The sequence below is a fragment of the Rhodococcus artemisiae genome, from assembly GCF_036327795.1.
Classification (GTDB): Bacteria; Actinomycetota; Actinomycetes; order Mycobacteriales; family Mycobacteriaceae; genus Rhodococcus; species Rhodococcus artemisiae.
Genome location: NZ_JAUTXY010000016.1, coordinates 108,038 through 128,578, shown reverse-complemented (window position 1 = coordinate 128,578; position 20,541 = coordinate 108,038). Strand labels below are relative to the sequence as shown.

The 20,541-nt window shown below is 67.5% G+C and carries 19 protein-coding genes; 8 read left to right on the top strand and 11 right to left on the bottom strand.

The genetic code is table 11. The features are described from left to right. The first annotated feature begins 46 nt into the window (after positions 1-46). The 3 genes from Q7514_RS26975 to Q7514_RS26965 are packed head-to-tail and all read left to right on the top strand — an operon-like array spanning position 47 to position 3,353. Positions 47-1,615: a flavin-containing monooxygenase gene (locus tag Q7514_RS26975; protein WP_330136343.1), complete on the top strand. Its 1,569-nt coding sequence runs from the start codon at positions 47-49 to the stop codon at positions 1,613-1,615. Beyond that, entirely contained in the window at positions 1,612-2,439 is an 828-nt protein-coding gene (locus Q7514_RS26970) for an SDR family NAD(P)-dependent oxidoreductase (RefSeq protein ID WP_330136342.1), read from the top strand. Before Q7514_RS26975 ends, Q7514_RS26970 begins: the two co-directional genes overlap by 4 nt. 8 nt (positions 2,440-2,447) lie before the next feature. Continuing rightward, positions 2,448-3,353 (top strand): alpha/beta hydrolase, encoded by a 906-nt coding sequence (locus Q7514_RS26965; protein ID WP_330136341.1) that lies wholly within the window; start codon positions 2,448-2,450, stop codon positions 3,351-3,353. 13 nt (positions 3,354-3,366) lie between these two features. Here Q7514_RS26965 and Q7514_RS26960 read toward each other — a convergent pair whose 3' ends face one another. The 4 genes from Q7514_RS26960 to Q7514_RS26945 form a co-directional block, all read right to left on the bottom strand. Next, a complete protein-coding gene (locus Q7514_RS26960) occupies positions 3,367-4,317 on the bottom strand; it encodes a glycine betaine ABC transporter substrate-binding protein (RefSeq protein ID WP_330136340.1) in 951 nt (316 codons plus the stop codon). A 104-nt stretch (positions 4,318-4,421) separates the two neighbouring features. Further along, a complete protein-coding gene (locus tag Q7514_RS26955; protein WP_330136339.1) occupies positions 4,422-5,615 on the bottom strand; it encodes an NAD(P)-dependent malic enzyme in 1,194 nt (397 codons plus the stop codon). A 469-nt stretch (positions 5,616-6,084) separates the two neighbouring features. After that, a complete protein-coding gene (locus Q7514_RS26950; RefSeq protein WP_330136338.1) occupies positions 6,085-6,513 on the bottom strand; it encodes a hypothetical protein in 429 nt (142 codons plus the stop codon). Then, entirely contained in the window at positions 6,510-7,364 is an 855-nt protein-coding gene (locus Q7514_RS26945; RefSeq protein ID WP_330136337.1) for a PHP domain-containing protein, read from the bottom strand. The genes Q7514_RS26950 and Q7514_RS26945 overlap by 4 nt, the downstream gene beginning before the upstream one ends. 141 nt (positions 7,365-7,505) lie before the next feature. Between Q7514_RS26945 and Q7514_RS26940 the strand changes: the two genes are divergently transcribed. Both Q7514_RS26940 and Q7514_RS26935 read left to right on the top strand, forming a co-directional pair. Further along, entirely contained in the window at positions 7,506-8,576 is a 1,071-nt protein-coding gene (locus Q7514_RS26940) for a magnesium and cobalt transport protein CorA (RefSeq protein WP_330136336.1), read from the top strand. Next, the gene (locus tag Q7514_RS26935) at positions 8,567-10,369 is read left to right on the top strand and encodes a hypothetical protein (RefSeq protein ID WP_408016192.1); all 1,803 of its coding nucleotides are present in this window, start codon (positions 8,567-8,569) and stop codon (positions 10,367-10,369) included. The genes Q7514_RS26940 and Q7514_RS26935 overlap by 10 nt, the downstream gene beginning before the upstream one ends. Before the next feature lie 3 nt (positions 10,370-10,372). Here Q7514_RS26935 and Q7514_RS26930 read toward each other — a convergent pair whose 3' ends face one another. The 3 genes from Q7514_RS26930 to Q7514_RS26920 all read right to left on the bottom strand — a co-directional run bounded on the left by Q7514_RS26930 (position 10,373) and on the right by Q7514_RS26920 (position 13,420). Further along, complete coding sequence (locus Q7514_RS26930) at positions 10,373-10,966, bottom strand: suppressor of fused domain protein (RefSeq protein WP_330136334.1); 594 nt, start codon at positions 10,964-10,966, stop codon at positions 10,373-10,375. A 66-nt stretch (positions 10,967-11,032) separates the two neighbouring features. Continuing rightward, entirely contained in the window at positions 11,033-12,262 is a 1,230-nt protein-coding gene (locus tag Q7514_RS26925) for a GNAT family N-acetyltransferase (RefSeq protein WP_330136333.1), read from the bottom strand. Positions 12,263-12,304: 42 nt separating this feature from the next. Further along, positions 12,305-13,420 (bottom strand): winged helix DNA-binding domain-containing protein, encoded by a 1,116-nt coding sequence (locus Q7514_RS26920; protein WP_330136332.1) that lies wholly within the window; start codon positions 13,418-13,420, stop codon positions 12,305-12,307. A gap of 78 nt (positions 13,421-13,498) precedes the next feature. Between Q7514_RS26920 and Q7514_RS26915 the strand changes: the two genes are divergently transcribed. Continuing rightward, positions 13,499-13,936 carry a protein-tyrosine phosphatase family protein gene (locus tag Q7514_RS26915; RefSeq protein ID WP_330136331.1) on the top strand — a complete coding sequence of 146 codons (438 nt, stop codon included), beginning with the start codon at positions 13,499-13,501 and terminating at the stop codon, positions 13,934-13,936. Here the strand turns inward: Q7514_RS26915 and Q7514_RS26910 are convergent. The 4 genes from Q7514_RS26910 to Q7514_RS26895 are packed head-to-tail and all read right to left on the bottom strand — an operon-like array spanning position 13,925 to position 18,349. After that, positions 13,925-14,779 carry a hypothetical protein gene (locus tag Q7514_RS26910; RefSeq protein ID WP_330136330.1) on the bottom strand — a complete coding sequence of 285 codons (855 nt, stop codon included), beginning with the start codon at positions 14,777-14,779 and terminating at the stop codon, positions 13,925-13,927. The two genes, Q7514_RS26915 and Q7514_RS26910, sit on opposite strands and share 12 nt — an antisense overlap. Positions 14,780-14,799: 20 nt before the next feature. Further along, positions 14,800-17,289: an ABC transporter permease gene (locus Q7514_RS26905; RefSeq protein WP_330136329.1), complete on the bottom strand. Its 2,490-nt coding sequence runs from the start codon at positions 17,287-17,289 to the stop codon at positions 14,800-14,802. Continuing rightward, on the bottom strand, positions 17,286-18,041 hold the full coding sequence (locus Q7514_RS26900; protein ID WP_330136328.1) for an ABC transporter ATP-binding protein: 756 nt from the start codon (positions 18,039-18,041) through the stop codon (positions 17,286-17,288). The genes Q7514_RS26905 and Q7514_RS26900 overlap by 4 nt, the downstream gene beginning before the upstream one ends. A gap of 44 nt (positions 18,042-18,085) precedes the next feature. Further along, on the bottom strand, positions 18,086-18,349 hold the full coding sequence (locus Q7514_RS26895; protein WP_330136327.1) for a hypothetical protein: 264 nt from the start codon (positions 18,347-18,349) through the stop codon (positions 18,086-18,088). Positions 18,350-18,607: 258 nt separating this feature from the next. Between Q7514_RS26895 and Q7514_RS26890 the strand changes: the two genes are divergently transcribed. Both Q7514_RS26890 and Q7514_RS26885 read left to right on the top strand, forming a co-directional pair. Further along, positions 18,608-19,882, top strand: a complete 1,275-nt coding sequence (locus Q7514_RS26890) for a sensor histidine kinase (protein ID WP_330136326.1) — start codon at positions 18,608-18,610, stop codon at positions 19,880-19,882. Continuing rightward, positions 19,873-20,532 (top strand): response regulator transcription factor, encoded by a 660-nt coding sequence (locus Q7514_RS26885; RefSeq protein ID WP_330136325.1) that lies wholly within the window; start codon positions 19,873-19,875, stop codon positions 20,530-20,532. Before Q7514_RS26890 ends, Q7514_RS26885 begins: the two co-directional genes overlap by 10 nt. Positions 20,533-20,541 lie beyond the last annotated feature (9 nt).

Here is a 20,541-nt window from a genome sequence, read left to right as displayed (position 1 = left end):
AACAAGACTATTGACCGGCGCTCAACAAGTGCCTACGCTGAGTTACATGAGTCTCACGGTTACAGACAATTCCGCGGCCGACGCGAGCCCCCGCCCGGTCGACACGCTGATCATCGGCAGCGGATTCGCCGGGCTCGGCGCCGCCATCGAACTCACCCGTGCGGGTAAGGATTTCCTCGTGCTCGAACGCGGCAACGAGGTGGGCGGCACCTGGCGCGACAACACCTACCCCGGCGCCGCGTGCGACGTGCCGTCGAACCTGTACTCGTACTCCTTCGCCCTCAACCCCGGCTGGACCCGCTCGTTCTCCCCCCAACCCGAGATCCAGGCATACATCTCCTCCGTCGCCGACAAGTACGACGTCCGCCGCCGCACTGTCTTCGGCTGCGACGTGCACTCCGCGACCTGGAACACGACGACCTTCCGGTGGGAGGTCGAGACCACCAAGGGCGCGTTCAGCGCGAAGATCCTCGTCTCCGCGGTCGGCGCGCTGTGCGAGCCGTCGCTGCCCGAGATCAAGGGAATCGACGACTTCGAAGGCGAGATCTTCCACTCGGCGCGTTGGAACCACGACGCCGATCTCTCCGGCAAGCGCGTCGCTGTGATCGGCACCGGAGCGTCCTCCATTCAGATCGTCCCCGCGATCGCCGGCAAGGTCTCGCATCTCGACGTCTATCAGCGCACCGCACCGTGGATCCTCCCCCGTGCCGACCGCGAATACACCAAGGCCGAGCGATTCGCGTTCCGCTACGTACCGGGCTTCCAGCGCCTCTCGCGCGCCATGCAGTACCTGACGCGCGAGACGCAGGTCGTCGGCCTCGCCAAGGCCCCGATCTTCATGAAGCCGCTCGAACTTGCGGCCCGCGCCCAGATCCGTCGTCAGATCTCCGATCCGGTGCTGCGACGGAAGGTCACCCCGACCTTCAAGATCGGCTGCAAGCGCATGCTCATCTCCAACGCCTATTACCCCACACTCACGCGACCGAACGTCGACCTGATCACCGCCGGCATCAGCGAGGTGACGGCCGACGGGATCGTCACGAAGGACGGCACCACCCGCAAGGTGGATGCGATCGTTGTCGCCACAGGCTTCCACGTCACCGACTCCCCCACGTTCGCCGGCATCTTCGGCAAGGACGGGCGCTCGCTCGCCGAGGTCTTCGACGACAGCGGCATGCAGGGATACAAGGGCACCACCGTCGCCGGGTTCCCGAACATGTTCTTCCTCGTCGGGCCCAACACCGGGCTCGGCCATACCTCGATGGTCTACATGATCGAATCGCAGCTCAACTACCTCGTCGACGCGATCCGCACCATCGACCAGCACCGCATCGGCACCATCGAGGTCCGCGAGGACGCCCAGGACGACTACAACCGCACTCTCCAGCATGCCCTCGGATCGAGTGTGTGGAATACCGGTGGCTGCGCGAGCTGGTACCTCGACAAGCACGGCAACAACACCACGGTATGGCCCGGATTCACCTTCGAATTCCGCAACATCACGAAGAAATTCGATCTCGAGGCGTACCGTAGCGTCGCCGCCGCCGATCTTCCCGCACCCGTTCCCGCTCGAGCAGCGGAAGCCGACACCACCCGAGAGGTTGCAGCACAATGAGTGAATTCACCGGCAGGGTCGTCGTCATCACCGGCGCCGGCTCGGGTATCGGGCGTGCCCTCGCGCTCGATCTTGCAGCGAAGGGTGCCCGGCTGGCACTGTCCGACGTCGACACCGTCGGGCTCGAGGAAACCGCTCGTCTCGCACGCGATCTCGGTGCCGAAGTTCAGGCAGAACCGCTCGACGTCACACAGCGCGAGAAGGTGATGGACTACGCAGACAAGGTCGCCGAGCACTTCGGCGTGGTCAACCAGGTCTACAACAACGCGGGTGTCGCCTACCACGGGGAGTTCGAGCGCACGGAGTTCAAGGACTTCGAGCGCGTCGTGGATGTCGACTTCTGGGGAGTTGTCAACGGCACCAAAGCTTTTCTTCCCCACCTCATCGCGTCGGGCGACGGGCACCTGATCAACGTGTCGTCCCTGTTCGGGTTGCTGTCCATTCCCGGCCAAAGCGCGTACAACGCAGCCAAGTTCGCGGTACGTGGGTTCACCGAGTCGCTGCGGCAGGAGATGCTCGTCGCGAAGCATCCCGTCCAGGTCACGTGCGTGCACCCGGGCGGAATCAAGACGGCGATCGCGCGCAACGCGGCCGTGCCCGACGGCGACGATCAGGTGAGCTTCGCGCAGTTCTTCGACAGTAAGCTGGCCCGCACCACCCCCGAGGATGCGGCCGCGACCATCGTGCGCGGCGTCCGGAAGAACAAGGGCCGCGTGTTGATCGGCGCCGATGCGAAACTGCTCGACGGATGGGTGCGTCTCGTCGGTCCGTCGTACCAGCGTGTCGTCGCGTTCGTGACGGCACGCGTCCTGCCGAAGGGTTAGCGTCCGTCATGCCCCACCTGCCGCTGCCGCTCGTCCGCGCCGCACTCCGGCCCCTGTACGCGCTCACGCTCAATGCGCGACTCCCCTTTCCCGTGCAACGACGCCTGCTCGAGGCCGCCGCGCCGATCCAGACGTTGCCGTCGTGCACAGTGGTCCGGCCGACGACGCTGGCGGGCCGACCGGCCGAACGGGTGACGGTGGGCGCCACCGAACGTCCCACCGCGGTGCTGTATCTACACGGAGGTGCCTATACCTGCGCGTCGCCGGCCACACACCGGTCGCTCGTCGCCCACCTCGCCGCCGCCAGCGGTGCCGTGGTCTATGCGGTGGACTACCGCCTCGCGCCGGAGCATCCGTATCCGGCCGCGCTGGACGACGCGGTCGGTTCCTACCTCGAACTCCTCGACCGGCAGGGTTTCACGCCCGGATCCCTGTCCATCGCCGGAGATTCCGCAGGGGGTGGGCTCACCGTGTCCACCGCGAACAGGCTGATCAGCGATCACGGCGTCACGCCGGCGGCCCTGGGCCTGTTCTCGCCGTGGGTGGATCCGGGTTCACGTGCGGCAACCATCGACCGGGATGTCGTCGTCAACACCCGATGGGCGTACGCCTCTGCCGAGGCGTATCTCGGCGACGGAAACCCCACCGACCCGGGCTACGCACCCATGCACGCGGACCCGACGGGCCTCCCGCCGACGCTGATCCAGGTCGGCACCACCGAGGTGCTCTATCCGCAGATCATCGAGTTCGCGCACACGCTGCGCGCAGCCGGTGTGGATCTGACGTTGGTGGAGCAACCGGCGCTGTGGCATGTCGCGGGCCTGCAGGCGTCTCTCGTGAAGGAGGCTGCGGATGCCGTGGTCGAGTTCGGGGAGTTCCTGCGTTCACACATGGCAGCGCCGTCACTGCCCTGATCGGCCGGCGCAGTCAGACGTGCTCGGCGAGCCAGGTGTCGGCGACTGCGGCGATGTCGTCGCCGTCGTCGATGCGGGCAAGCATCTCGGCCAGATCCGCCGTGGTGAGTTCGCCGGCAACAGTGCGGAGCGCATCGAGCTGGGGCTCGCCGAATACGTCCTTACGGAAGACCGGGACGACGTTCTGCGCGACGAACACCGGCGTCTCCGCGTCGGCGGAGGCCTCCTCCATCGGTGCGCGATCCGGGACGTCGGGCACGGTGACCACATCGCTTCCGCTGCCCTCCTCCGCGAACACCGGCGCGAGGGTGGTCAGTCCCGCGACGGTCTCGCCGGATGCAGCGGCGAAGGCCTCGGTAGGGTCTGCGCGTTCCACCGACAGCGGCTCGCACCCGTTGTCGGTGAGCGCCTCGAGGCCGCCCACGGCCTCGAACTCCGGGGTGACGACGAACGTCAGATCTGTGCAGCGGCCGGCGAGGCCGGCGACGTCCTGCTGTGAGGCGAGTTCGGTGCCTGCGGCGAGCACGGCGCGATTCTGGGCGGACGCATAGTCCGCGATCGTCAGTTCGTCGGGGAGCGCACGCGCCAGTGCGTCGAAGACGTCCTCGGCATCCCCGGAAGTGCCATCACCGGAGATGACTCCGGGGTCGTAGTGCTGCAGCAGCAGCCCGCTGTAGTCGGGAACCACCGTCACGTCTGCGGTGTCGAGCGATCTGAGGGCGGCCGCGCGGTCGCCGAGACCGTCACGTACCTGTACGTCGATACCGGTTGTGCGCAGCACCCCGGCGTAGAGGTGCGCAAGCAGCGCCCCGTCGGCGCCGTCCCGTGCCCCGACCACCACGGGACCGGTCACTTCCGCCGGGTCGAGTACCGACGATGCGCATCCGGCCGAGAGCGGCAACACGGCCGCGACCGTCACGATCGACAACCGGTTTCGCATCCACTGGATTCCCACGGCGGTCATTGTCGCGCATCATCCGCAGAGGCCGGGCGCCCGGTGTACGAACGCCGGACGCCCCGGTCCGAACCTTGGTGCGGGTTCGAGCCGGGGCGCACGGTGCGATCACATCAGTCGGCGACACCTTCTGCCCTTGCAGCGGCCGCAACGGCCTCTGCAACAGCGGGCGCGACACGCGGATCGAGCGGGCTCGGAACGATCTTGTCCACAGCCAACTCATCACCGACGACCGAGAGGATGGCCTCGGCGGCGGCGAGTTTCATGCCCTCGGTGATGCGGCGGGCGCCGGCGTCGAGCGCCCCCTTGAACACACCGGGGAAGGCGAGCACGTTGTTGATCTGGTTCGGGAAGTCGCTGCGTCCCGTCGCGACGATCGCCACGTGCTTGGAGGCGACGTCGGGGTGGATCTCCGGATCCGGGTTCGACAGCGCGAACACGATCGCGTCGTCGGCCATGGTCGCGACGATCTCCTCGGGCACGGTGCCCGCAGACACACCGACGAACACGTCGGCACCGTCGAGCGCCTCGACGATTCCGCCGTGGCGACCGGCCGGGTTGGTGCGATCGGCCAGATCGGTCTTCACGCCCGACAGGTCGGTGCGCTCGTGCGAGATGATGCCCTTCGAATCGAGCACCGTGACGTCCTCGATTCCTGCGGCGAGCAGGATGTTCGCGCACGCCACACCAGCTGCGCCGGCGCCGGAGATGACGACCCGCAGCTTCGTGATGTCGCGGCCCTGCACCTTCACGGCGCCCTTGAGCGCGGCGAGGAGGACGATGGCCGTGCCGTGTTGGTCGTCGTGCATGACCGGGCAATCGAGCGCCTCGATCAGGCGCTTCTCGATCTCGAAGCAACGCGGAGCGGAGATGTCCTCGAGGTTGACTGCGCCGAAGCTCGGACGCAACCGGACGATGGTCTCGACGATTTCGTCGGGGTCCTTGGTGTCGAGGACGAGCGGGATGGAGTTGAGCCCGGCGAACTTCTTGAACAGTGCGGCCTTGCCCTCCATCACCGGGAGGGAGGCACGCGGGCCGATGTCGCCGAGGCCGAGCACGGCGGTGCCGTCGGAGACGACAACCACGAGACGGTTGGTCCAGGTGTACCGCTCGGCGAGCGTCGCGTCGGCCGCGATCGCGCGGCTGACCTGGGCAACGCCCGGGGTGTACGCGATGGACAGGTCGCGCTGGGTGTCCAGCGGCGAGGTGAGCTCGACGGAGAGCTTGCCGTCGACGTGGCTGCCGAAGATCTCGTCGTCCGTCAACGCGAGCTTCTGAGGGGTTTTTGCGTCGGACACAATTGACACGATGACACTCCTGCGTGTTCCGAGACCAGTCGGGTCCCGGTTACTGCGAAGTAACTGCAACAGAACATCATTGGTATGCACCAGCGTGCATCGACCGTCTATGTAGTTGCAGCAGCTTCGCCAAGGACGGGTTCGGTGAAGCTTCCGGGCGCGATCACGATTGCCGCTGTACAACGCTGTACGACTTCCGGAGCGTGATGGCGCCGAGGAGGGTGGCCCTGGCGGCGGCCCTTCAGCAGGACCTGCCATCTTCTGCCCGAAGCGGGGCGGTAGCACCACCTCGAACCACACAGAAGTTTGCCACCTTCACAGACCAAACATCAAATCGGTGTTGGTTGCGAAGGTTCTCACCGATTTGCACTCCCTACCTGTGAGTTTGCAACTCCGACAGCCGGTTTTTCGGTGATTCCTCAGCGGTTCCTGGGGTTACGCCCGAGCTACCGACGAGTAGCGCGAAGATTTCGCACCCTCAACCCCACCACTGGGTGACCAACAGAATCGATGCAGTGAAAACCACCACAATTGCGGCAAGGACGGAAATCGGCCCTCTCCGACGGTCCGCGATCACCTGCGCCACCAACGCGACGACCGCCGCCACGACATGCGCCACCACCGACGCGGTCCCCGGACCGGGAAAACTGCCATCACCCCCGAGGTAGTGGGCACCGCACACAAGGACCATGAGAACCAGGACAGCGCCGGTCACGATTCCCGAGACGACGCGCGCCGCCCTCACCACGATGCCCGCCCGCCCGAGGGGAGTTCCGTAGCGCACACCATCGCCGTGATACTCCCCCGAGTAGTACTCATCCGCGTAGTACTCATCGTCGTAATAGATACTGTCCCGGTAGATTTCATTCTGATGTGCGTCGTCGCGACGCGGGCCCCGCGACCTCATCCCTCGACCACCTCGGCACCGTGCGCACGATCGAGCAGGTCCTCGAACGCGTCGCGGCCGGTCGTGAACCGGCCGAGCCCGATCGATTTGTTGTCGCCGTGATAGTCGGACGAACCCGTGACGAACAATCCCAGATTCGACGCCAGGTCCTTCATCAGCCGGGCATCCGCGTCGCTGTGGTCGGGATGGTCGGCCTCGACACCGCCGAGACCGATCTCGGCAAGCTCCTCGATCTGGTCGAGCGCCAGTAATCGCCCGCGAGACCTCGCCCGGGCATGTGCGACGACCGCAACGCCACCGGCCGCCGTCACCATCTTCACCGCCTCGGCCAGCGGAGTGTCGTTCTTGTCGATGTAGTAGCGGCCCCGCGGCGCCAACAGCTCGGTGAAAGCGTCTCCGATCGTCGACACGACACCGGCCTCGACGAGTGCACGCGCCAGATGCGGGCGACCGGCTGCCGGTCCCGCCTGCTCCAGAACATGATCCGCGTCGATGGGCAGCCCGTCCGCCGCCATACGCTCGGCCATCACGCGCAGCCGCGACACGCGCTCACCGCGCAATCGTTCGAGTTCGTCGACGAACACCTGATCCGTGGGATCGAACAGATATGCCAGCAGGTGCACCGCGACGGGATGGCCGTCCTCGCCGCGACCGGTGCACGACATCTCCATCCCCCGGACCAACCGCAGGCCGGAGGGCAGAGCACCGACAGCCTCGTCCCAACCTGCTGTGGTGTCATGGTCCGTCAGGGCCACCACGTCGAGGCCCGCAGCCGCCGCATTCCGGACCAACCCGGTGGGGGTGTCCGTACCGTCGGAGGCGGCCGAATGGGAGTGAAGATCGATGCGCACCACACAAGTGTGTCAGGTGCAGCGACTACGATGATCCAGCGACCGGACAGTGCCTTCGCCTCATGCCGAAAGCACGCTACGGGCACGTGCCGATGACGCCTTGGAACGTGCCGAAGGCACCTCGACACGGAAGGGAACCCGTTGCCGAATCCCTCCCTGCCGCGTCCGGGACGCCGCACGACAACGGACGTACCGACGATCCACGTCCCCGCCGAACGTGCGGTGGTCGACTGCGCGATCTACATCGACGGCACGCGACTCCCTGGCCGATACACCCACGCCGCCGCCCTCGCGGAGGTTCGCCGACGCGGCGAGGGCTTCGTCTGGCTCGGGCTCCACCAACCGGACGAACACCAGATGACGAGCGTGGCCCGCACGTTCGATCTGCACGAACTGACGGTCGAGGACGCCGTGCACGCCCATCAGCGCCCGAAACTCGAGCGCTACGACGATCTGTTGTTCCTGGTGCTACGCACCGTGACCTATGTCGAGCACGAATCGGTGACCACCACAAACGACATCGTCGAAACCGGGGAGATCCTCCTGTTCACCGGCCCCGACTTCATCATCAGCGTGCGTCACGGCGATCATTCGGAACTGTCGGCAGTACGCGCCCACCTCGAAGCCGACCCGGAACAACTCGGTCTCGGGCCGGCAGCGGTGCTGCACGCGATCGCAGATCATGTCGTCGACACATATCTTGCGGTCACCACCGCGGTGGAACCGGACGTCGATGACCTCGAGGAATTCGTCTTCACCCCCGACACCAGGATCGCGGTCGAGCAGATCTATCTCCTCAAGCGCGAGATCGTCCAGCTTCGCCGGGCGGTGGTGCCACTCGCGGAGCCGCTCCAGCGACTGATCCGATCACCCGGCAATCCGATCCCCAAGGACATTCGGCGCTACTTCCGCGATGTCGCCGACCATCACACCACGGTGTCCGACCGCATCGCGACCTTCGACGAAACGCTGAGCACTCTGCTCGACGCCGCGATCGCCAAGGTCACGGTTCAGCAGAACACCGATATGCGCCGGATCTCCGCGTGGGTCGCCATTGCGGCGGTACCCACGATGATCGCGGGTGTGTACGGCATGAACTTCGACCACATGCCGGAGTTGCACTGGGAGTACTCCTACTACGTGGTGGTCGGCGTCATCGCCCTGATCGTGACGGTGCTGTTCGTCCTGTTCCGCCGCAACAAGTGGCTGTGAGCACTGCACTTGTCGAGCGCGAACCCGGTACGTCCGGTTCGCGCCCGGGCACGCGTCGGGTGCTGGTGGTCGCACTCGCGCTCATCGCGCTACAGGTGACGATCCGCGGCGTCCTCGCATTCCGGGGCGAATTCTATTGGGACGACCTCATTCTGATCGGTCGCGCGGGGACCTACCCGCTGTCGTCACCAGAACTGCTGAACTACGACCACGACGGTCACCTGATGCCCGGGGCGTTCGCGGTCGCGTCGGTGGTCACGTGGCTCGCACCGATGCAATGGTGGCCGGCCGCACTGACTCTCGTCGTGGCCCAGCTGGTGGCGTCGCTCGCGGTGTTACGTCTGTTATGGCTGATACTCGGACCGCGCCGGGTGTTGTGGGCCCCCCTGTTGTTCTACCTGTTCTCGCCGTTGACGCTGCCCGCGTTCGCGTGGTGGGCTGCCGGCCTCAACTCACTCCCCATGCAAGCTGCTCTCGCCTGGGTGGCAGGGGATGCTCTGCAGCTCGCGCGGACAGGCAGGCGACGTCATGCCGTGTCCGGCATCGTCGTCACCCTCTGCGCATCGGCGTTCTTCGAGAAGTCGGTCCTCGTGCCCTTCGTCGCGTTCGTGACGGTCGCGCTGCTGTATCGCGTGGACGGTGTTCGGCGGCCGCTCCGTGTCGCGTGGCAGCGAGCACACCCCCTGTGGCTCGGATCCGGAGTCGTGCTGGCGGTCTGGGCCGCGTGGTACACCACCGTCGTCGCATCGCGGTTCGGTGTGCCGCCCTGGTCGATGGTGGCAGGACTGACCCACCACGGCCTGTCGTACGGTCTGGCGCCGTCTCTGCTCGGTGGGCCTTGGCAATGGGACCGGTGGAATCCGAGTCCGCCGTGGGCCGACCCACCGCTGGTCCTCGTGGTCGCCGCGTGGGTTGCTGTCGCGGGTGCCCTGGTGTGGAGCCTGCGCTGCCGGACCCGGACCGGGTGGGTGTGGATCGCGGCGACCGCGTACGTGTGCGCGTCTCTCGTGGCCATGATCAGCACGCGGTTCGGTCCCGAGACGACATACGAGCTGGCGCAGACCCTGCGCTACTTCGCCGATTCGTCCGTGATCGTCGCGGTGGCCGCTGCGCTCGTCCTCCGCAGCGCCGAACGCAGACCATCGGGCGTGCGGTCGCGTGCGGTCGCCCTCGCATGCGTGGTCGCGTTCGTCGTGAGCTCGGTGTGGTCGACCGTGACATTCGCCCGCAGCTGGACCGACAACCCCACCGGCGAATACCTCGCGACCGCGATGGATGCACTCACCGAACACCCGCAGGATCCGGTCCTCGACCACCCGGTGTCGGTGTGGGTCCTCCTGCCCGTCACGTACCCGCACAATCTCGTCGGGTCGGTCTTCTCCTCATTGCCCGGACGCTCCGATATCAGCGACCACACCACCGCGCTGAGTGTCCTCGACGATCGCGGCGTACTGGTGCCCGCCGAGCTCATGCCGCTCCGTGGTGTCCTTCCCGGACCGGTGCCCGAGTGCGGGTACGCGGTGACCGACGATGTGGTGACGCCACTGCTCTTGAACGAGCCGGCCGGCGACTGGGAATGGACCGTGGAGCTCCACTACATGGCCGCCGACGACGGTGCGATCGACCTCGGATTCCCCGGGCGTCCCCGTGTCTCCGTGCCCGTCACCGAAGGACTCGGCTCTGTGTACGTGCGGATCCCCGGCGGTGGCGCTGCGCTGCAGGTCGAGTCGGCGACACCGGGCCTGAACGTGTGCATCGGCGGCGGATCCATGGGTGTCGTCGTCCCGAGCTGACCGTCACATGCGAGCAGCGCCGCGCTCGGGATCGCGGACATCGATGCCTGCCTCCGCCCACGCCTCGCGGAGTGCATCGGCGCCGCGCAATCGCTTCCACGCCGCCTCGTTCGCCGTGATCGGAACCGCATCGAAGAACCGCACCGGATCGGCTGGTTCGGGCAATTCCAGCTCGGGAACGTCGCTCGCTTCGAGAAGCACCGCAGTGAACGGCGCGCCCTCCCACAGTGGCTCACCGAGATCGAGGAGCGCGTCGTCGGTGAGTACCACGCCCTCCACGGCCGGGAGCGCCGCCAACACCGCCAGGCTGCGGTGCACACCGGCTGTGAGCCCCTCCGCCCTGCGCAGGCTCAGCACGAGTTCGGCGCGCGGACCGCGCGTCGGGTCGGCGACGATGGTGGTGGGGTCACCCATCGGATGACGCGAACAACCCAAGGTCGCGAATCGGGTGAGGTCCTTGCTCGCGTGGAACCGCAGAATCTCGATCGGCTCGAGACCGAGGAACGTCACCGACGCCGATTCGGGCGCCGATCCGGGCGTGTCGGACAGATTCGCAGCGAGGTGGGCACGGACTGCGGTGAGAACGGCTTCGGTCACCTCTGCAATCTATCGCTCCCGAGGGATCCGATGCCGGGGCGGCAGCGGGTACTGCGAGCACGCCCCTCAGAACATGGTTCCCGCGAACGGTGCCAGCGGCCACGCGAACAGCGCGTCGGCGACCTGAAGCGCTGCCCGATCGTGCACCGCGATCCGTCCTGCCGCCGCCAACCGATGACAACCCACTCCACCGAGCAACAGCGATCCGAGTTCGGCGACGCCGAGCTCGAGGTGCGCAGGTTCCGTCGAGGTCGACACACCGTCGGCAGAGATCTCGAAGACCCCCGTGTTCTCCGCGAAAAGAGTGTCGGTCACCGCGACCCGGACGCTCCCGGCGCCCACGAACGAGCGTGCTTCGAGTGCGCGGGGCACGTCGAGGATCCGCAACCAGGTCTCGTCCGATACCGAACGAACATTCGCCGCGCGGTGGTCCGACAGCATCCACGGAAGTGGATCATCCGCGGGCACCGCATCGAAGACGATCCGGTCGACGAGGTCGAGGTTCAGCAGGAAACGGACGAGTCCCGCGTGCGCTTCCGCTGTGGGAGCGAAGAAGTCGCTCACAACGATGGTCCGGTCGCGCCCGCCGAACCATGCCCCGGTGTTCTCCGGGCGATACCGGACGAACCCGTCCTCGGCTCCCGCGCCGCCGTGCACCGCGAGATACGCGGGTCCGTTCGCGGACGAGAGACGGAAGCGCTGCGAAGCCCACCAGAACGAGGTGCGCTCGATACGCCCCGGACGATCCGCCACATTCTCGGAATAGATGCGCTCCAACAGATCCCAGGATTCAGGAAGCTCCGCAAACCTGACCGGACCGCCCTCGGGCACACCCGGGTGCAGCACCGCGCGCTGTCGCTCGACCTCGAGGGTCGTCGACGTCGACGCAATGCCGTAGCCGAATCGTCCGTAGATCGTGGCCTCGGATGCCCGGAGCGTGGCGACGAGGTCGCCACCGTTGCGGGCGTCGCGCAACTGCCGATGCACCAGCGACGTGACCACACCGCGACGTGTGTGGGTGGGGAGCACCCCGATGTGGGTGACAGCGGCGTGGGTGACACCCTCGCCGCCCGGCAGCACCAGAAACCCCGACGTCGCATCGACGGTTCCGACGAGTGCGCCGTCGATGAACGCGCCGAAGGTGCGGCCCTTCTCGAGGTAGTCGCCCATGCGTCCCTCGGGATAATCCGGCCCGGAGGGTAGACCGACCATGGCCGTGCGGAACAGTGCCATCGCCTGCCGCAACTCCCCCTCGGATTCGAGGACTCGGATCGCGACGTCGGGGTGTTCACTCATACGTCCGAGATTAGGCCCTCGCTTCAAGGCTGGTCGGCCCGCTCACGCGGAGTCGGTGCCGACCCGTACGTCGTGGTGCTCTGCCGCCGGGGCTGCGAACCTCACCAGCTTCATCCCTTCGGTCTCGATCGCCGACCGGTTCGATGGGGTCAGCGAACGCCACGGCGTGACTTCCAGCACCGCGGATGTGCGGCCGGTGGTCAGCTTCGCGGCACCGGCGACGCGACCGCCGACGAGCACCAGAGGAGCGATGATTCCGTTCTTCGTCATCGTGCGGGCACGGTGTTCGTCCGAAATGAACCGTCGGCGATCGGCGTGCGAGAGCAGCGCATTGTCGAACGGAGCGAGGATCCTCACCGGTGCGGGGGTGGACGGGTCGGGGCGCGGGGCGTCGGGCAGATCGAACAGTTCGACCCCACGCTCGTCGCGGAAGGTCGCGAGTTCCGGGCGCAGCCGCTCGACGATCTCCGACAACCTGGTCAGGCCGCACCATGCCTGCACGTCGCGGACGCTCGCGGGGCCGAACGCCGCCAGGTATCGCAGAACGAGCCGGTCCGGGCTCGGAAAGTCCGATTCCGGTGGGCCGGCCCATACGTCCAGGGGTGCGAGACGCGGCTTCCCCGAGCGGCCCCATAACCCGCGCGGCGTGACCTGTACCAGTGGAAGCAGGCACCGTGCGCCGTGTGCGAGCGCTGCGGGGTCCTGACCGGGGAAACAATCAGCCAGCAGCGGCCGGAGCTCGGCCTGGGTTCGCGGGGTGTCGGACAGAAGCTCTCGCGCAACGGACGCGAGGGCCCTCCGATCGACGCCGCGCAGGCCGGCGCCGTGGATCGGGTTGGTGTCGAGGTCGTTGTCGAGCAGCGGTTGCACCCATGGACGCAGCGCGTGTGCGTCGGCCGCGGACACCGCGAACACAGTGCCGCGCATCAGCACGATCCGCACCACACGTCGGGACTCGAGAAGCGCCGACAGCGACTCGGCGCGGAAGCCGCGTAGACGGGTCCACAGTGCGTAGTAGGGCGGGGTCGGGGCCTGCGCCTGCAGCCCCAGCAGATGCTCGACCATGGCCAGCGGATCCATGTCGCCCCGACGCAGTAGATGCTGACGAGCAAGGGTCGCGCGCCCGAGCGCGCGATCGGTCAGAGTGCCGGTAGCCACAGTGCACCTTGACACACACACCACCGACACGAAGCGTGTGAGACAGATCGACCACACGGGCACAGGTAGGTTTCCACCGTGCAAGAGGAATGGGACATCGCCTCCCCCGGCGTGCTGCAGCTCCCGTCGGGGCGGCTCGTTCGTGGTCGCGCGTTGCGTGCCCCCCTACCCGAAAGCCCACTACCCGAATTCGGTGTCTACCTCCAGGGGCGTCCGCTGGTCGCCATCGACTGGGATTCGCGTTGGGTCCGATGGCCCGACTTCCGGGTGCCGTCCGACCCCCAGGGCGCATACGACACCCTGTACGAGGCGTGGGTCCGTGCAGGACGGCAACGGGTGGAAGTTGCCTGTACCGGTGGGCGGGGACGCACCGGAACCGCGCTCGCGTGCCTCGCAGTACTCGACGGCGTTCCGGCGAAGGAGGCAGTCGCATTCGTCCGCCGCCATTACCACCCGCGCGCGGTCGAAACCCCTTGGCAACGCCGCTTCGTCGCACGGTTCCTCTCACTCGGGTGAACGGCGCCTCCCGAGCCGGACCACCTCGGCTTCGGCCGCGGATGCCTCGCGCTCGGCAGCGGTGACGTCCTTTTTCGCAGCTGCGACCGCGCGACGTGCGAACTTGCGTTGTTGTTCGGCGTGGAGCAGCTTCTCCTGCAGTGCGGCGACCTCCGCCTCGTGGCGGGCGAGTTCCTGATCTGCTTCCGCGGCCGCAGTGCGTGCACGCTCGACCGCGCGGCGCGCATCCTCTGCCGCGGTGGTGGCCTCGTTCAGTTCGGCTCGCTCGGCGGCACGATCCGCTCGTGCCACCGTCCGCTCGGACCGTGAGGCCGTGCGCTCGGGAACCACGCTCAGCGGCGCCGACAACAGGTCTCCGAAGCCGCCGAGGTCGCCGATGCTGCTCGGCTCGATGATCGCGTCGAGCCGGCCCGCGCGCACGCGGTCGGCGATCGCCGGGTCCGCAAGAGCAGCATTGAGGGTCTGCGCGACCTCCCGCAGCGCGCTCTCGCTGACGTTTCTCCCCCGTTCCGAAGCCAGTTCGGTGACGTCCCGCTCGAGCGCGGAGATCACCTGCCGTCGCTGGGTCGACAGTGTGCGCAGGTCCCGGCCTGACAGTGTTCGCTGCGCGGTACGCAGGGCGTCGCCGAGTTCGAGGAGGACACCGAGTTCGTCGGCCCGCTCACGTGCCAGCAGGTTCACCAGCCATGCGGCAACCGTCGGCTTGCGGAGCCGGCCTATCGCAGCGGTGAGCTCGCGATCACCCGACTCGCGGGCCTGCGCCGCGTACTCGGTGCGCGCGGCGATGAACTCCCCGGGGTCGAGACCGTACAGGGAGTCCGCCACCGAATCGAGCGTGGGCATGTGTCGAGACTAGTGGCGGATCACCCCGCCGGCACAGGGACACCCGATCCTCGCAGCAGGCGGCGCGCGGGCATCGTCGTCGCCGAGTGCGCGACCACACAGGTGACGAACACTGTCACCACCACGGCCCACAGCGGGCCCTGGGGCCAGGGCTTTCCGACGAAACCGATCGCTAGCATCGTCATCGGACCGAGGGAGATCACCAGTCCGATGACGGTTGCGATGAGGCAGACCAGCAGCGTTTCGGACCACGCCATCGTGCGGAGCTGACGCGGGGTGGCCCCGATGGCCCGCAGCAGTTGCCACTCCCGTCGACGTCGGAGTGTGCTCGCCACGAGGCGGTTGGCGACACCGAGCAGGATGTATCCCATCAGGACCAGGGAGACAGCGACGTTGAGCACGCGTGACGGATCCTGCGCGGACGGCCCTGTCAGGGCCGTGCGGGCATCGCCGATCTGCATGCCGGGCGAGTCGGCGAGAAGCGGCGCGAGTTCGGTCGTGATCCGCGCGTGGTCTCCGGCGACGAGCACCTCGTCATAGGGCCCGGACGAACCGTCCGGGAGCAGGTCCAGGCCCGCGACGATCTTGCCGAAACCGAAGCCGCGCGCGTATGTCGCGACCACCGTCGGCTCGACCTCCGTCCCATCCGACAGGATCAGCGGCAGGGTGTCGCCGACATCGACCCCGGCAAGCCGGGCGGCAGCGGAATCCATCGCAACGGCATCACCGGTGAGGTGCGTCAGGTCACCGTCGGTGAGCCCGAGATCGAGCGCGCGTCCGACGCCGGGACCGACAGCGAGCATCGGATACTCCTCGGCACGTGGTCCGCCGTCCTGCTGAAACGGACGTATCACGGTGGACCGGACCACGGCGACGGCCGCACTCGCCGAGGGCGCGCGCCCGATCGCCGCGAGCGCCGACGACGACACGCCGCCCGCGGCGGGTGCAGACACGAGCACATCGGCGACTGCGCCTTCGGTCACCTCGTGGTCCATCGTGGCGCTCGCAGTGGTCCCCGCGAAGATCTGTGTGGTCAACAGTCCGACCGCGAGTGCGAGAACACTGACGGCACCACCGGTCCGCAGCGCACGGCTACCCGAGTTGCGCACGGCGAGCCACCTGCTCGCAGAACCGGTCCTGGGCGCGATCCATCCGCAGATTCGCCTTACCATCGCGGGGGCAATCAGCGCCACACCGATGATCGCCAGGAGCGTTCCCGAGGCCGTACCGATGAGGGCCTCCTCGCTTCGGATCCCGAGGGGAACGAGGGCGGATCCGGCCGAGAATGCCAATACCACGAACCCCACCCGGGTCCGACCCGGACCGCCGCCGTGAGGTTCGGCCTCGGTCTCGACGATCGCCTCGGCGCCCGGCATCCTGGAGATGCGTAGCGATCCCGCGCGCGCCGCCACCGGAACCATGCCCAGCATCAGCAGCCCGGCACCCAGCGCCGGAACGGGACTCCAGCTCAGTGACTGCCCGTTCGCGAGCATCCCGACTGTGACCAACGACTGCGTGGCCGCCGCAGACAACAGGTAGCCGCCGATGACGCCGACGATCACGGCCCCGAATGCCGCACGGGTCGTCTGTTGCGCCGTCATCGACCGGATCTGTCGTGGCGTCGCCCCCACGGCACGGAGCAAGGCGATTTCCCGCGACCGGTTCGCCACCCCGACGGAAACCGCTCCCGCGGTGATGAATCCGACGAGGACCACGACCACTCCCCCCACGGAGAGCGCCGCGGCCGTCAGCATACCGGTCCCGGAGGCCGCCGCCGGCCGTTCGACTCGGCCGATGTCAGCGCCCGTCGCTACCACGAAACCTCGTCCAGCGACGAGTTCCTCGACGCGGTCGGTGACCGCGGCAGCGTCCGCGTCGTCGTCGAATGAGACGGTGAGTAGATCTGCGGTGTCGACCGGCTTCCGAGAGAGTTCCCGCGCCGAGGAGTCGCTGACGAATACGCCGCCGCCCGGAAGGTCTGCGATGCCGGTGACCCACATGTCCCTGGCCTGTCCGCGGAGCAGTATCTCCACCGGGTCGCCGACCGAGACCCCCACCGGGGCAGCCGCATCCGCGGTCAGCACGACGTCGGCAGGACCGCTCGGTGCGTCACCGATCAGGTCGATCGTTCCGAGAAGAGAGTTCCATCCGTGCCCGTTGTCTCGGACCGACTCCGCTGGCAGCACCCCACCTCGACCGTCGGTGACCGCAGCCGGGAAGCTCAGATCTGTCGCAACCGCACGCACCCCCGGTATCTCCGACACCTCGTGGGCGAGATCCGACGGAACCCCGACCTGCTCGGGCAGCACCGGATCGAAGTCTTCGTCCTGTGGGACGCTCTGGTCGCCGCCGACGACCATGTCGACACCGGCGAACCGATCCGTGGGGACCTGCGAACGAAGTCCCGACTCGGCCATGATGAGACAGAACGTGACCAGCGCCGTGCCCACCGCCACCGCACACACCACCGCGAGCAGGTCACCGACCCGGACAGGCAATCGCACCGTCATCGGGCTCGTCCTCCGAGCACGGCGGTCAACATAGGTGCGTCGGGGCTGTGCAGGACTTGAACGATGCGGCCGTCTTCCATCACCACGACGTCGTGTGCTCGGGCTGCAGCCGACGGGTCGTGCGTGACCATCACGACAGTCTGCCCGAGGTCGCGCACGAGATCGTCCAGGAGGGAAAGGATCTGGTCGCCGGTGGCCGGGTCCAGCGCGCCCGTCGGTTCGTCTGCGAAGACGACGTCGGGACGGGTCGCGAGTGCGCGTGCCACCGCGACCCGCTGTTGCTGCCCGCCGGAGAGTTCGCCGGGTTTGCGAGACAGGAAGTCGCCCAGACCGACCCGGTCGACGACTGCGCCGAGCCACGTTCTGTCGCAGGGTGTCTCGGACGGTGCTGATGTGCCCGCCCCAGCCAAGCGAAGAGGTAGCGTGATGTTCTCCTCGACACTCAGGGACGGGATCAGATTGTAGGCCTGGAACACGAATCCCACCCGTTCACGCCGAAGCCGTGTGCGGGCGGTCTCCCGCAGCCGACCGATCTCCGTGTCGCCGATCCACACCCTGCCGCGCGTCGGCGCATCGAGTCCGGCCGCACAGTGCAGTAACGTGCTCTTCCCGGAACCGGATCGACCCATGACGGCAAGGAATGCGCCGCGCGGGACGGTCAGGCTCACGTCGTCGAGTGCGGGTCTGCCTCCTCGATTGTCCTTGGGCCGATGGATTTTGGTCACCTGCTCCAACCGGATCGCAGCCCTCACGGATTCTCCCTCGACGCTGGACCCGGTGCGCGCTACGACAGTGTTCACGAGCGTCGCCGCCCCAGGTAACGCGCCACCAGCATGACGAGGCAGAGGACGGCGGGGATCCCGAACACCAGTGAGAACAGGACATCGTCGGGCTTGACGATCGAGAACACGGCGTTCAGGCCGACGCAGACCGCGAGTACGACCCACAGCGTCCCTGTCGCCCGGTCACGGGGTTCCCCGCCCGGTCGGATCCCGGCCGCCGAGAGTGGTTCGGGTGTTCCGGATCTTTGGTTCGGTCGGATGCCGTACGGGTCGTCCACGATGTCTCCTCGGTATCAGCGGGGCGGATCCGCAGAAGATCGCCCAGGGGGTCGAGGCCGCTGCGCGGCGCCGTTGTCCGTTCACTGGCCTCGACGCTATGAGGAGCCGCATCATCCCGACATCCCGACAGCTACCGGCTTCCGGTACAGCAGGCTGTACTGTTCGTCCCGGGCGACGCACTCGCATGGACGGCACCGGCACGCAGGGCATACCGTCGGCACACCCACCGCCTCCACGCGAGGATCCGAGGAGGAGCCGTGACTGCCGTGCGCGACACCCGACGAACTGCGCTGCGCGAGAATGCAGTTGCAGCGGTGACCAAGGCAGCCGTCGCGACGAAATGGCTGGTACTCGGAGCCGGAACCGCGGCCCTGGCGCTTCTGGGCGTGATCGCCCTGATCCTGGTTGCAGCGCTGTGCCTGGTGGGTGTCGGAGTGCTTCTGCTTGCGCCGGTGCTGTCCGGTGTCCGGTGGATCGCCGACCTGGAACGACGACGGCTCGCCGCGATCGGAACTGCCGTCCCGTCGCCGTACGGCCGTGTTCCCACCGAGTGGCGAGAGGCCTGGCGGTTCCTGCGCTCAGATCCCGGACCCCGACGAGACATCGCATGGATGTGCATCCACGCGACATTCGGGCTCGTCGTCGGCCTGCTGCCGCTGGAACTTCTCTCGAATGCGGTGGAGGAGCTCAGCCTTCCGCTGTGGTGGAGCTCGGTGCCGTCGGGTGGCGCGACGATCCTCGGTGGCTTTGTCACCGTCGACTCAGGGGCCGGTGCGCGCTGGGCGATCGTCACCGGCCTCTGCTGGGCGATCCTGTGGTTCGCGTTGCCCCCGTTGCTTCTCCGGGCACAGGTTGCACCCGGCATCCGGTTGTTGGTCCCGCACCCGGACGTCGACCTGTCCGAACGCGTCGCGGAGCTCACCGCAACACGAGCGGCCGCCCTCGACGCACACGCCGTGGAGTTACGCCGGATCGAGCGGGCGCTGCACGACGGCGCGCAGAATCGGCTCGTGACCGTCGCCGTACTCACGGGAGCGGCCCGCCAAGCGCTCGCCCGCGACCCGTCCACCGCCGATCCCCTGCTCGAACGCGCCCAACAGAGCGTCGAGGCGGCCTTGTCGGAACTGCGCTCGGTGGTGCGCAGCATCCTGCCACCGGTCCTCGAATCCGATGGCCTGTCGGGAGCCTTGTCTGCGCTGGCGGCGCAGTGCCCGGTCGAGACCCGTGTCGACGCACGCGTGATGTCGCGATGTCCCGTGGCCATCGAAGCCATCGCCTATTACACGGTGGCCGAGGCGCTCACCAATGTCACCCGCCACAGTGGAGCACAGCGAGCGGAGGTACGAGTGCGGCAGCGAGGCGACGAACTCGTGATCGAGGTGGAGGACAACGGTTCCGGCGGAGCCGCCGTCGGGCACGGATCCGGGCTGGCCGGAATCCGGGGACGTGTCGAGGCCCACGACGGGACACTGCAGGTGCACAGCCCGGCCGGTGGGCCGACGATCGTGGAGGTGGTGATCCCGTGCGGATAGTGGTGGCCGAGGACGACGCGCTGCTCCGGGAAGGGCTCGTGCTGTTGCTGCGCGGCGAAGGACTCGATGTCGTCGCAGCGGTGGGCGACCCCGACGCGTTGCTCGACGCCGTAGAACACCATCGACCCGACGTCGCCATCGTCGACGTCCGCATGCCACCGACCCACACCGACGAGGGCATTCGGGCGGCCGTCGCAGCCCGGGCGGCGCATCCCGAACTCGCGATTCTGGTGCTCTCGGCCTACGTGGAACAGAGTTTCGCCACCGCACTGCTCGCCGGCGGCTCCCATCGCACCGGGTATCTGCTCAAAGAACGGGTCGGACGGGTCCACACCTTCCTCGAAGCCCTACACCGTGTCGCGGAAGGCGGCACCGCGATCGATCCCGAAGTAGTGGCCCAGCTCTTCGCGCGAGAGCGGGCCGCCCACCGCCTGTCCGACCTGACCACCCGGGAGCGGGAGGTACTGGCGGTGATGGCCGAGGGTCTGGGCAACAGCGCAATAGCGACTCGGCTGGTCATCACCGAGAACGCCGTGCACAAACACATCCGGAACATTTTCGCCAAGCTCGACCTGCAGGCCGGTGACGACTCCGACCGACGGGTCGTCGCGGTGCTCCGACACCTCGAAGCCACGCAACGAACCGGTTGAATCGTGTGT

Coding starts and splice junctions, on each gene's coding strand:
- Q7514_RS26960 (WP_330136340.1), bottom strand. CDS start 4,317: ATGACCGCCGTGGGAATCCAGTGGATGCGAAACCGGTTGTCGATCGTG.
- Q7514_RS26910 (WP_330136330.1), bottom strand. CDS start 14,779: ATGCCCACGCTCGATTCGGTGGCGGACTCCCTGTACGGTCTCGACCCC.
- Q7514_RS26925 (WP_330136333.1), bottom strand. CDS start 12,262: ATGAGTGAACACCCCGACGTCGCGATCCGAGTCCTCGAATCCGAGGGG.
- Q7514_RS26905 (WP_330136329.1), bottom strand. CDS start 17,289: ATGACGGTGCGATTGCCTGTCCGGGTCGGTGACCTGCTCGCGGTGGTG.
- Q7514_RS26965 (WP_330136341.1), top strand. CDS start 2,448: ATGCCCCACCTGCCGCTGCCGCTCGTCCGCGCCGCACTCCGGCCCCTG.
- Q7514_RS26970 (WP_330136342.1), top strand. CDS start 1,612: ATGAGTGAATTCACCGGCAGGGTCGTCGTCATCACCGGCGCCGGCTCG.
- Q7514_RS26950 (WP_330136338.1), bottom strand. CDS start 6,513: ATGAGGTCGCGGGGCCCGCGTCGCGACGACGCACATCAGAATGAAATC.
- Q7514_RS26975 (WP_330136343.1), top strand. CDS start 47: ATGAGTCTCACGGTTACAGACAATTCCGCGGCCGACGCGAGCCCCCGC.